Consider the following 12,657-nt stretch of genomic DNA (forward strand, 5'->3'; position numbering starts at 1 on the left):
AAAACCCTTATGTATCAACGATTATAGAATGATTTCGGTATAATTGACTATTATACCGAAATTTTCTCATTTTTAAAAGAAAAAGGGCGCTGGTAAAGGATAATCTTCACCAACTCCCTATTTTTCTACTTATCTAAGCCTAATTCTGCCAAGATTTGACGTTTGTAGGCAATCTTTTGGACTTCCTTGTCCTCATCTTCAGACCAATCTAGTTTAATTTCTGAAACAATCTGCCCAGGACGATTTTTCAAGATATAGATGCGATCGCTGAGACTGAGGGCCTCCTCGATACTGTGCGTAATAATCAATGTTGTCAGTTGCAACTGCTTGTGAATCTCCAGATACCAAGCGTGGAGTTCCATCTTGGTCATCTCATCCAAGGCGCTAAAGGCCTCATCCAAGAGAAAGAGCTTGTGCCCGAAAAGGTAAGTTCGGAGCAAGGCTACACGCTGGCGCATCCCGCCACTAAGTTCATGAGGATACTTGTCCCTTACAGCTGTCAACTGGAAGGTAGCAAGAATTTCATCTGCGCGAGCAATAGCTTCTGCCTTATCCACCTTTTGAATCAAGAGGGGCAGAATGATATTACCAAGCACCGTCTTGTGTTCCAAGAGCAAGTCCTTTTGCAACATATAACTCACGCGCCCCTTGGGATTCTCCTCCCCATCAAGGACAATTCTCCCTGACTGGACTTCTAAAATCCCAGCGATTAGATTAAAGAGGGTGGTCTTTCCAACACCACTTGGGCCTAGGATAGAAACCACTTCACCTGAAGTCACCTGCAGGTTGATATCCTCTAAAATCCTCTCTTGATCATAGGCATAACTGACGTGTTCTAGTCTAATCTCTGTCATTATTTCACAAATTCGTTGGTGAAGCCTTTGTCTGTCAAGTCTTCTTTAAGGATACCATTTTCTTTATCCCATTTGTAGAAGGCATTCCAGCGAGCTGCATCAAATTGCCCCCATTTTTCCTTGTCGCTTGCGTATTCTTTTGACAAGTATTTTTGAGATTCGATGACAAAGTCACGTTTTTCCTTGAGTTCAGGTGCATTTTTGATGAGGATATCAGCTGCTTCTTCTGGATGCTCCATGGCATATTGGTAGCCTTTTTTGATAGCTTGGATGACTTTACGAGCTTCTTCTTTATTGTCTTTGAGGTAGTCATTGTTTGCGATGATAACTGGTGAATAGTAGTCAAACTCCTTGACGTAGTCTTTCAAATACATAAAGTTAGCATCTACACCTTGAGATTTGGCAAGAATACCATCCCAACCGTAGTAGATCCAAGCAGTATCAAAGACTCCATTGGCAATCGGTGTGATTGAGTTTGAGTCGTTATTTGGTACTTTTTCAACCTTCTCAAAGTCTCCACCTTGAGATTCTACCAAGGTTTTCAACATAGCAAGTTCAGTTGGATCATTCCAAGTTCCGTATTTCTTACCAACCAAGTCTTTTGGACTAGCTACATTGTCAGATTTACGAGAGATGATTCCTGATGTATTGTGTTCTACGATAGCTGCAACAGCAGTAATTTCTGCCCCTTTTTCCAATTTTTTAGCCATATAGTCTTGGAAATAGACTGCAAATGGTGCCTTACCATTGATAACCAAATCAGAAGAACTTTCTTCCGGTGGTAATTTCAAGTCAACATCCACTCCAGCTTCTTTGAAATAACCTTTTTCCTTAGCAACATAAAGCCCTGTGTGGTTGGTATTTGGAGTCCAGTCTAGGATAAAGTCGATCTTCTTGAGTTCTGCTTCTTTGTTGTCCTTAGAAGCAGTTCCTTGACCACAGGCCACAAGCACAACAGCTACAAGAGCTGTTAAAACAGTTAAAAACACTTTCCATGTTTTCTTCATTTCAATTTCCTCTTTTCTTTTTCAGAAACATCCTTTTTCTTATGAACGTTTCCATTTAATAACATATTTTTCACTAATATCGACCAACTTCATACCGAGAAGGCTGATAATCGATACCAGAATAATAATAGCGAACATGGTATCATACTGAAACAGTTTCTTGGACTGAATCATATAAACACCAAGCCCCTCAAAGCCCCCCAACCACTCAGATACCACTGTTGTGATAAAGGCGTAGGAGACACTGACCCTCAGACCTGCATAAAAGTAAGGCAGACTGACTGGGATTTTAAAATGCCACAGGATTTGCCAAGGTTTGGCCCGCATCAGACTAAACAAGGTCAGCATATCCTTGTCACAATGCCTAAAACCGTCCAAAATGCTGACGATGATGGGGAAGGTTGTCGTCAAGATAATCAAAACAATCTTGGGTAAAATCCCATAACCGAGCCACAAGACCAGGATAGGAGCTATGGCAATAGTCGGAATGGTCTGAACAACCACCATCATAGGGTAAATCAGGTCATTAAGCCAAGTCAAACTGTCCATGAGTACAGCCATGAGACAGGCAACCGAGACTCCCAAAATTAGACCTAGCAAAGCCACTCTCAAGGTCGCCCAGCTATGGTGCCAGAGAAATTCTCTATCACGCACAAAAGACTGGAGGATTTCAAGAGGTGTCGGCAGGATAAACTTGGGGAGAAGTTTAAGAAAACCTGCTAATTGCCAGATTGACAAGACTCCTAGAAAGCCCAATAGACTAATGTGTCGTCTCAGTATACTTTTCAAGTTTCTCATCAATACTTAAAATCTCTCCTACATTTATTTTGACATTGGCAAAGACATTGTCTGCCTCCTGCCCTGCCACTGCTAGCGCTTCTTTGAGAATGCGCATGAGCTCATCAAACTCTCCTTCCAAGACCGTTTCAAATGGTGTCACCACCATGGTCACTTCTTGAGCTTGCAGATAAGCAATGACTTGATCAATAACAGCAATCCGATCAATCCCCTGTGATAGGGGTAAAACTTGCAAGGCGATGCTTGCTTTCATAACAACCTCCTCTTCTCGTTTTCTTTTGACAAAAAGAAAAAACTTTCCCATATATGGAAAAGGTGCAGAATAGACTAAGTATCGTTCCCTACGCTGGCATTACCCAGATCAGGTGCGGTCGAAGTTTAACACTTCCTCTCAGACTGTACACAGACTCCCATATATTATATGGACATATGATAGCGCAAAACAAAAAAAATGTCAAGGAAACTGCTTACAGAAAAACATGAAAAAGAGTTTGAAAACAAGTGCTTCAAACCCTATATAGCTTTTTTATTTAGCCTCGTACCAGGTTGCACCTTCATTCTCATCTGCGATGAGGGGAACACTGAGTTGAATGGCTTCTTCCATGGTTTGTTTGACCAATTTTTTCATCTCTGCCAATTCAGATTTAGGAACTTCAAGGACGATTTCATCGTGCACTTGTAACAACATCTTGGTCTGATAATCACCTGCAACCAAGGCTTTATCCAGCTGAATCATGGCAATCTTGAGAATATCTGCCGCCGAACCTTGGATAGGAGAATTGATGGCCGTCCGCTCCGCAAAACCACGAATATTGAAGTTGCGCGAATTGATATCTGGCAACTCACGACGACGCTTGAAGAGGGTCTCTACATAGCCCTTATCACGCGCCTCACGCACCACCTCGTCCATATAGTTTTTAATACCTGGGAAGCGTTCAAAGTAGGTATCAATATAGGCTTTTGCTTCCTTACGGCTAATGCCCAAATTATTAGATAAACCAAAGTCTGAAATCCCGTAAACCACTCCAAAGTTGACAGCCTTGGCATTGCGACGGTCGTTTGCAGTCACATCCTCAGGACGTTCAATGCCAAAGACACGCATGGCTGTCGAAGTATGGATATCTGCCCCCTCTTGGAAAGCCTTAATCAAGTGCTCATCCTTAGAAATATGCGCTAAAACACGCAATTCAATCTGCGAATAGTCCGAGCTGAGAAGGACACTATCCTCCCACTCTGGCACAAAAGCCTTACGAATGAGACGGCCCTGCTCCAAACGCACAGGAATATTTTGCAAGTTTGGATCCACACTAGACAAACGCCCAGTCTGGGTCAAATCCTGCACATAGCGAGTATGAATCTTGCCATCAGCCAAAATCCAGTCCTGCAATCCAATTACATAAGTCGATTGAATCTTAGCAATTTGACGGTAATCCAGGATTTTCTTAACAATCGGAGCAATAGGAGCCAGGCGCTCCAAGACATCCACCGCTGTCGAATAACCTGTCTTGGTTTTCTTAGTGTATTCTAGAGGTAGCCCCAATTTTTCAAAGAGAAGCACGCCCAACTGCTTAGGCGAGTTGATATTAAACTCCTCACCAGCCAGTTCGTAAATCTCTTTAGTGAGTTTTTCAATAACAAGCTCATTTTCAGCCTGCATCTCAAGCAAGGTCTCTTTCTTGACCGTAATCCCAGCAATTTCCATCTTGGCAAGGATAAAAGCCAGAGGTTGCTCCATATCATAAAGAAGCTCTAATTGCCCATTTTCACTGAGTTTTTCAAGCAAAATAGGTTCTGTTTCGACCAAAACGGCAAGTTTACGTGCCAAATGTTCTAAGAATTTCTCGCGTTCAGGAATGGCCTTCTTGACTCCCTTACCATAGAAAGTCTCATCATCAACCAAATAAGTCTGACCATAAAGACTAGCAATAGTCGCAATTTCATTGTCCTCTACAGTCGAAAGGAGGTATTTAGCTAAACGGCTATCAAAAGCAGGTGCCTGTAAATCCACACCAAAACGATTCAAAAGAACTTTGGCCTTTTTAAAATCATAAACTCTCAGAGGTGTTTTTTCTAGAAAATCCTTGAAAATAGGCTCTTGCAAAAGGTTAAGCTTGTCTGTAGCATAAAGCTTATCCCCACAAGACCAAGCAAAACCAACCAAGTCATCTGTATGGTAATTCTCACCAAAAAGCTCAAAATGGAAGATAGACTCTTCACTCAGCATATTTTGACTGACTTGGTCAACAATAGTAAAGTCCAAACTCTCAGCCACATCAGCTGACGACACATTTAAAGCCTGCTTGAGCTGTTTGAAGCCCATCTCATCGTAGAATTTCCCAAGATTTTCCACATCTGGACCACTATAGACCAAATCCTTCAAACCAATCTCAATCGGTGCCTTGGTATCAATGGTCGCTAGTGTTTTAGACAAAAAGGCCTGTTCCTTATCATTGATAAGGTTTTCCTTCATCTTAGAAGCCTTCATCCCATCAATATTTTCATAAATCCCCTCAAGCGAACCATGCTCCAGCAAGAGCTTGATACCCGTCTTTTCACCGATTTTAGTCACCCCAGGGATATTATCCGACTTATCACCCATGAGCGCCTTGAGATCGATAAACTGAGTCGGTGTGATGCCCATCTTTTCCATAAGATATTCTGGCGTAAAGGCCTCAAACTCAGCCACACCTTTCTTGGAAATCTCAACCACCGTATGCTCATCCGTCAGCTGAATCAAGTCCTTGTCCCCACTGACAATGGTAATATCAAAACCATCCTGCTCTGCTAGTTTATCCAGTGTCCCAATGATGTCATCCGCCTCATACTGAGCCAACTCATAGTGACGAATCCCCATATGATCCAGCAACTCACGAATGAAAGGAAATTGCTCACGAAACTCATCAGGAGTCTTAGCCCGACCACCCTTATAGTCCGCATACATCTCTGTACGGAAGGTCGTCTTTCCTGCATCAAAAGCCACCAAAATATGACTTGGCTCAACCCGCTCCAACAAATGGCTCAACATCAACTGAAAGCCATAAATCGCATTGGTATGCAAACCAGCCGCATTCTTAAAACGGTCCAACTGCTGATAGAGCGCAAAAAACGCCCGAAAAGCAACAGAAGACCCATCAATCAATAATAATTTTTTCTTATCCATACACCCATTATAAAGGAAAGCACCAAAAAATACCATTGGGAAGAGTTCCCTGAGAGAAACTAAGATAAACTAAAAAAGAGAAGGAAGTTACTCCCTCTCTTTCAAACTACGAAATGAATTAGTTTTTACGTTTCACAAATGGAAGGGCACCAAGGAACAATCCAAGGAATCCTAATGATGCAACTGCAGCATTATCTTTACCACCAGTATTTGGAAGTTCTTTTTTATCTTCTGCTTTTGCTGCTGGTGCTTGATAAGTATTATCCTTGTTAGTACCTGCTGTTGTGAGAGTATATTGTGTAACTTCGTTAATTGCTGCTTCTACACTATTAACGCCTCCTGTATATTCTGGAGCATCGGCTACAGTAGGAGGTGTTGTATCATTTACCCCACCATTGAAATCAGATTCATTATCTCCAGAAGGAGAATCACTAGGATTCACACCACCATTAAATTCTGGAGCGTTAGGAGCAGTTGGTACTTCATCTGCTTCCTTAGCAGGTTCAGTAGGTGTTGCATCATCACTTACTCCACCACTGAAGTCTTTCAGTTCTTCATCCTTAGGAACTTCTTTTAATTTTTCGATGTAACCTAAAGTTGCGTTGTAATCGTCAGTTAGTGTAACGATTGCTTACGCTCTTGTAATGATTCATTAACTTCGTCAAATTTAGCTTGAGCTTCATCAACAGAAGCTTTAGCAGAAGCGACAGAACCTTCTAGTTTAGTTACAGCATCTTGTAATTTATCGATAACATCTTGATCAGCTTTATTCGTTTTAGCTGTTTCAAGAGCAACTTTAGCTTTTTCTAAGGTTTCTTTTTGTTTATCTAAGGCAGCATTTTTCTCTTCTACTACCTTAGCTTTTTCAGCATCGGCTTTTAATTTCTCAGCATCATCCGTCAAGTTTTCAATTGTTTCAGTTAAATCTTCTTTAGCTTTTCCGACTTCAGTTTTTGGAGTTTTAACCACAGGTCAGGTGTGGATCCAGTTTCTCCGGATGTGCTAGTAGATGTAGTGCATCAGCTTTTACAACCGACGGTTGAGACACAGCAAAAACCGCACCTAAAACCGTAACACTAGCTAAGCTAGTCAAGATCATTTTTTTATCCATTTTTAAAACGCCCCTTTGTGGAATTATATTTCTCTCTATTATAACTTTTAATATAGATTAACAAAAACAATATATTAAGTTGTTTAAAAAAATATATTTATATCGACTAGAAAAGAATAATGTCAATATAAACATATTTTTAACTTTCTAATATTACTACGGAAACCTAGATAAGCAATAAATTCTTTATTAAAGAATTTATCTCATGAAAATAGTTCGGATCAAACAAGCTACAATAAAAAAATATATAAGAACGCTTCAAGTAAATATTTAAAATAGTGCTAATTACTTTTGAATATAGTTAAAAATGATAATGAATCAAGTTTTTTAGTTTATTTTTCTTTAATCCACTCACCATTATGATTTACAGTATAACCGTCTACTATTGTATTAACAGCTAGCTCACCTGAAGAGTAAGAATAATACCACTTACCAGAGACTTGATACCAGCCCGTTTTCATTGCCCCTGAATCATCTAGATAATACCAAAATCCTTTCTCCTGTAACCAGCCTGTCTGCATTTCACCAGATGATTTCAAATAATACCAGGTAGAACCATCTTTCAGCCATCCCGTCGCCTTAGAACCATCTGATTTGAAATAATACCAACTACCATTTATTTTCATCCAACCCACAGTCAATCCATTATTTGAACCATGATTAGATTTATTTACTGATTGATTTTGTGACGAAGTCACTCCCTCCAACTGAATATAACGTCGACTCCCGCTATAAGAAATATAACTCAACCACTTGTAACCATCCTTTTCTATCACCTGATCATAATGAACACTCTCACCTGGAGAATAATATGCAAGTGGAGTTGCATTCAATAATGGTTGATCTTTAATAGGAGTCTCCACCTTAAAATAATGAGTTCCTTTCATCAAAGATGACGATTGACTGGTCACAACATGATTGCTTGTCGAATCTTTTGAACTGCTTGGGACTTCTTTAGAATTGCTTGATAAATCTTTAAAATGAATAAAACCGGTCATCTTGTTTGCTTTTACAATTCGTTTATTATAATTACCTTTATAATCATAGTTATATTCCTCAATTTCTATATTATCTCCCATCACATTTGAAACCCAAGCAACATGGCCATAACCTCCTGCAGTAGACCAAGCAATAGATCCGATAGCTGGTGTATTATCTACACGATAACCTTCACGACGAGCACGATAACCCCATTCACCAGCATTACCATAAGCTCCTGGAAGCTCAAAACCATTTACTCCACTCAAGCGAAAAGCAGCAAATGAAGTACACTGACGAGAATACATCCTCCACTTATCAATACTCTGACTCCCATTTTTATAATAAGCAGGATAATCATCTCCACGAGCATAAGAACTGTTTGCATGAACACTTTCTCCAGCCGACAACATCAGCCCTACTACTAAAAAAGGAACAACCTTTTTAACTGACTTTCTAATAGAAAACCTTGTCTCTGCTACTTTAAATGGTGAAATTTTCATTCTTCCTCCTTGAAAAATAATATAAATCGAAGATTCCCTTCACTTAAACTATTCGGAGAAAAAAGAAAAAGTGAGAAAATTTCTCACTTTAGTCAAGATAATGAATCAAATTCTTTTCTGTAAGGATATCTGAGTAAGTAAAGGATTCAACGTAAACATTAGCTTGTTTATCTCCTTCAACGTTCCCAAATTCAACGATAAATAGGGATGGATAAACCTCAATTAGCTTACCCAATCTATTTTTTTGGCGCTTACGACCATTCTCCAAAGTCATTTCTACGACTTGTCCCTCATGTGCCTTGATTTCTTCTTTGATTTTTTTCATCTTGGCAACATCTGTAAATGCATCTGACATCTTATGCCTCCCTCTTTGAGATACTTGAAAATTTATTGTATTCTTTTTGGAAAATTAATTCCACCGTTCCACGAGCTCCACTACGGTTTTTCTCGATAATAACTTCTACCTTATTATTCGGTATGCCTTCCTCTTCTTCACCACCACGCTCATAGTAATCGTCGCGATAAAGAAAGGCTACGATATCAGCGTCCTGCTCAATAGACCCCGATTCACGAATATCAGACAAGACCGGTCTCTTATCCTGACGTTGTTCTACACCACGAGAAAGCTGACTTAGAGCGATTACTGGAACCTTCAGTTCCTTAGCTAAAATTTTCAACTGACGTGAAATTTCTGAAACCTCTTGTTGACGATTTTCCCGACCAGTTCCCGTGATAAGCTGCAAATAGTCTATTAAAATCAAACCAAGATTTCCAGTTTCTTGAGCCAGTTTACGAGAACGAGAACGAATCTCTGTAATCCGAATACCTGGCGTATCATCGATATAGATACTTGCATTAGCTAGATTCCCTTGAGCAATGGTATATTTTTGCCACTCCTCATCAGTCAATTGACCCGTACGGATAGAATGCGATTCCACCAAACCTTCTGCCGCCAACATACGGTCCACTAGACTTTCCGCACCCATTTCGAGTGAAAAAATAGCAACTGTTTTGTCCAACTTAGTCCCAATATTCTGAGCAATATTCAAGGCAAAGGCTGTCTTACCAACCGCCGGACGAGCTGCTAAGATAATCAACTCCTCCTCATGAAGACCAGTCGTCATATGATCCAAATCACGATAACCTGTCGCAATACCTGTAATATCGGTCGTTTGTTGCGAGCGAGCTTCCAGATTTCCAAAGTTGATATTCAACACATCTCGAATGTTCTTAAATCCACTTCGATTAGCATTTTCGCTGACATCAATCAGGCCTTTTTCTGCCTGAGCAATGATTTCATCAGCTGGTTGCGAAGCCTCGTAAGCTTGATTGACAGACTCTGTCAACTTGGAGATTAATCGACGTAGCATGGCCTTCTCTGCAACAATCTTAGCATAATACTCCGCATTAGCAGAAGTTGGCACAGAATTGACAATCTCAACCAGGTAAGACAGGCCACCAATATTCTGTAAATCACCTTGATTATCAAGAATGGTACGAACCGTTGTTGCATCTATAGCATCGCCACGATCGGATAAATCGACCATAGCTTGGAAAATCAAACGATGGGCATACTTAAAAAAGTCCCGAGATTCAATATATTCTCGCACAAAAACAAGCTTACTCTCGTCAATAAAGATAGCCCCTAAAACGGATTGCTCAGCTAAGATATCTTGAGGTTGTACTCGTAACTCTTCTACTTCTGCCATCAGACTTCCCTTCCTTTTACAATCTTGTCAAGAAAGTGTAAATTTACCCTTCTTTCACACGAAGATTGATTACACTTGTAATATCTTGATAGATTTTCACTGGTACATCAATCAAACCAACTGCTCGAATCGGAGCTTGTACTTGGATATGACGTTTATCAATCTTAATTCCAAATTGCTTTTGCAATTCTTCTGCAATTTTCTTATTGGTAATGGAACCAAAGGTACGACCATCTGGACCAACTTTTTCAACAAATTCTACAATAGTTTCCTCTGCTTCTAGTTGGGCTTTAATTGCTTTTGCTTCTGCAATCATCTCAGCGTGAGCTTTCTCTTCTGATTTTTGTTTACCACGAAGTTCACCTACAGCTTGAGCAGTTGCTTCTTTTGCTAAATTCTTTTTGATAAGAAAGTTTTGTGCATACCCTGTTGGTACTTCCTTAATTTCGCCTTTTTTACCTTTTCCTTTAACATCTGCTAAAAAGATTACTTTCATTCTTCTTTCTCCTTTTCCTTTATTTCATTTAATACAATTTCTGTCAGTTTTTCACCTGCTTCTGACAAGGTTACATCTTTAATTTGAGCTGCTGCCAAATTAAAGTGGCCTCCACCTCCCAGCTCTTCCATAATCCGTTGTACATTCAGCTTACTACGACTGCGAGCTGAGATAGAGATAAATCCTTGTGTATTCTTCGCAAGAACAAAACTCGCTTCAATACCTGACATAGCTAACATGGCATCTGCTGCCTTACTAATAACAACTGTATCATAACATTTCGAGTCCTTAGCCTCTGCTATTAGTACATCTGAACCTAATTTACGCCCCTGTAAAATCAGTTCATTGACCTCACGATATTCTTCAAAATCTGTCGCAGCAATTTCTTGGATAGCAATACTATCACTTCCTCTCGTTCTGAGATAGCTAGCAACATCAAATGTCCGACTAGTCACTCGTGAGGTGAAATTTTTAGTATCCAACATCATACCAGCCATTAAAACACTGGCCTGCATACGACTCAAACGATTTTTCTTAGAATTCTGGAACTGAATCAATTCCGTTACCAACTCACTGGCACTACTTGCACCACTTTCGATATAAGTAATAACCGCATTATCTGGAAAATCCTGATCCCTTCTGTGGTGGTCGATGACGATGGTTTGGGTAAATAAATCATAAAAATCTTTTGATAAAGTTAAAGCTGTCTTTGAATGGTCTACAAGAATCAACAAAGAACGATTGGTCACCATCCCCATTGCGTCCTTAACAGACAACAACTTTGTAACTCCTTCTTTTTCTAAGAATGAAACAGCTCGTTCAATATCCGGCGACATTTGTTCTTCGTCATAAATAGCATAACTATTTTCAGTCACATTGCTGGCAAACAAGTGCATACCTACAGCAGAGCCAAGAGCATCCATATCTAGATTTTTGTGACCAACTACAAAAACCTGATCCACACTACGAATCTTATCTGAAATAGCCGTCATCATAGCACGCGTACGAGTCCGTGTACGTTTGATTGAGGCAGCAGACCCACCACCAAAATAAACGGGATTTTTCGTTTCGTCGTTTTCCTTAACAACCACTTGGTCGCCACCACGCACTTCAGCCAAGTTCAAGTTGAGCAATGCAACTTTCCCTATCTCATCATGATTTCCATCACCATAAGAAAATCCCATACTTAAGGTCAAGGGCAACTGTCTCTGTTTCGCCTCTTCTCTGAATGCATCAATAACAGAAAATTTATCATTCATCAAGCCCTCAAGCACCGTGTAGTCCGTAAACAGATAAAAACGATCCATACTTACTCGACGGGAGAACATGGCATGCTTCCCAGCAAATTCTGAAACAAAATTGGCTACAAAACTGTTAATATGACTAATGTCAGACTCCGATGTCGCATCTTCTAAATCGTCATAGTTATCAACGGAAACAATTCCAATAACCGGACGACTCGTCACTAACTCAACAGTCGCTTCGTATTCTCCAGACACATCAAAGAAGTAAAGAACACCAGATATCTTGTCCATATGAACCGAATAGCGAGTCTCACCCAAGGTGGCATAAGAACCTGGATTCCCCACAGACGCCTTTATAATTGTTTGAATTAATGCAACATCAATCTCCCCCACTTCATTAGTCAAAATCAATTCAGCGTAAGGATTGAACCATTCAACTTCACCTGACGATAAGTCTAGTTTAATAACTCCGACAGGCATCTGTTCTAACAAAGTTGTCAAACTATCTTCAGCTTGGTGGTTTACATACTGGATTTGTTCTACTTCACTCTTTGAGTAGTAGTCTCTCTGATGGATGAATAGTAAAATATATGAACCCAAAATAAGTAGCAAAAGAAATAGCGTTACCAGTGTATTCGTTACAAAAACAAGTTGCACAGATAGCACTCCGAACGCCACTATTCCTAATATTAAGGGGAAAATAGGACTTACATAAAATTTTTTCATTCCAAACCTCTTGGCACCCATTATACCATAATAACCACCAAAAAGCGACTTTTTAAAAGTGTAATCAGTAA

General features: G+C 39.9%; 12 protein-coding genes and 1 riboswitch. All 12 genes read right to left on the reverse strand.

Features of this window, described 5'->3' with window-relative positions:
* Positions 1-125 precede the first annotated feature (125 nt).
* The 12 genes from HMPREF2701_RS06500 to HMPREF2701_RS06555 all read right to left on the reverse strand — a co-directional run bounded on the left by HMPREF2701_RS06500 (position 126) and on the right by HMPREF2701_RS06555 (position 12,586).
* Positions 126-854: an ABC transporter ATP-binding protein gene (locus HMPREF2701_RS06500; RefSeq protein WP_049487589.1), complete on the reverse strand. Its 729-nt coding sequence runs from the start codon at positions 852-854 to the stop codon at positions 126-128.
* On the reverse strand, positions 854-1,861 hold the full coding sequence (locus tag HMPREF2701_RS06505; RefSeq protein ID WP_049487591.1) for an ABC transporter substrate-binding protein: 1,008 nt from the start codon (positions 1,859-1,861) through the stop codon (positions 854-856). The genes HMPREF2701_RS06500 and HMPREF2701_RS06505 overlap by 1 nt, the downstream gene beginning before the upstream one ends.
* Positions 1,862-1,900: 39 nt before the next feature.
* Positions 1,901-2,659 carry an ABC transporter permease gene (locus HMPREF2701_RS06510; RefSeq protein WP_164993731.1) on the reverse strand — a complete coding sequence of 253 codons (759 nt, stop codon included), beginning with the start codon at positions 2,657-2,659 and terminating at the stop codon, positions 1,901-1,903.
* A complete protein-coding gene (locus tag HMPREF2701_RS06515; RefSeq protein ID WP_061589694.1) occupies positions 2,622-2,912 on the reverse strand; it encodes a thiamine-binding protein in 291 nt (96 codons plus the stop codon). Before HMPREF2701_RS06515 ends, HMPREF2701_RS06510 begins: the two co-directional genes overlap by 38 nt.
* A 68-nt stretch (positions 2,913-2,980) precedes the next feature.
* A riboswitch (TPP riboswitch) is annotated at positions 2,981-3,083 on the reverse strand.
* A gap of 102 nt (positions 3,084-3,185) precedes the next feature.
* A complete protein-coding gene (gene polA, locus HMPREF2701_RS06520; RefSeq protein ID WP_070482547.1) occupies positions 3,186-5,819 on the reverse strand; it encodes a DNA polymerase I in 2,634 nt (877 codons plus the stop codon).
* Positions 5,820-5,937: 118 nt separating this feature from the next.
* Positions 5,938-6,261, reverse strand: a complete 324-nt coding sequence (locus tag HMPREF2701_RS11515) for an SIALI-17 repeat-containing surface protein (RefSeq protein ID WP_080976007.1) — start codon at positions 6,259-6,261, stop codon at positions 5,938-5,940.
* Between the two features lie 173 nt (positions 6,262-6,434).
* Positions 6,435-6,788 (reverse strand): hypothetical protein, encoded by a 354-nt coding sequence (locus tag HMPREF2701_RS11235; RefSeq protein ID WP_049487594.1) that lies wholly within the window; start codon positions 6,786-6,788, stop codon positions 6,435-6,437.
* 474 nt (positions 6,789-7,262) lie between these two features.
* Positions 7,263-8,411, reverse strand: a complete 1,149-nt coding sequence (locus HMPREF2701_RS06535) for an SH3 domain-containing protein (protein ID WP_070482519.1) — start codon at positions 8,409-8,411, stop codon at positions 7,263-7,265.
* An 88-nt stretch (positions 8,412-8,499) separates the two neighbouring features.
* The gene (locus HMPREF2701_RS06540; protein ID WP_001278169.1) at positions 8,500-8,766 is read right to left on the reverse strand and encodes a Veg family protein; all 267 of its coding nucleotides are present in this window, start codon (positions 8,764-8,766) and stop codon (positions 8,500-8,502) included.
* Position 8,767: 1 nt separating this feature from the next.
* Positions 8,768-10,120, reverse strand: a complete 1,353-nt coding sequence (gene dnaB / locus HMPREF2701_RS06545) for a replicative DNA helicase (protein ID WP_004263550.1) — start codon at positions 10,118-10,120, stop codon at positions 8,768-8,770.
* Positions 10,121-10,163: 43 nt separating this feature from the next.
* Positions 10,164-10,616, reverse strand: coding sequence for a 50S ribosomal protein L9 (rplI, locus tag HMPREF2701_RS06550; RefSeq protein ID WP_000864213.1), 453 nt, complete (start codon positions 10,614-10,616; stop codon positions 10,164-10,166).
* Positions 10,613-12,586 carry a DHH family phosphoesterase gene (locus tag HMPREF2701_RS06555; protein ID WP_049552676.1) on the reverse strand — a complete coding sequence of 658 codons (1,974 nt, stop codon included), beginning with the start codon at positions 12,584-12,586 and terminating at the stop codon, positions 10,613-10,615. The genes rplI and HMPREF2701_RS06555 overlap by 4 nt, the downstream gene beginning before the upstream one ends.
* Positions 12,587-12,657: the final 71 nt, after the last annotated feature.

This window comes from Streptococcus sp. HMSC077D04, assembly GCF_001808785.1.
Taxonomy (GTDB): Bacteria; Bacillota; Bacilli; order Lactobacillales; family Streptococcaceae; genus Streptococcus; species Streptococcus mitis_BX.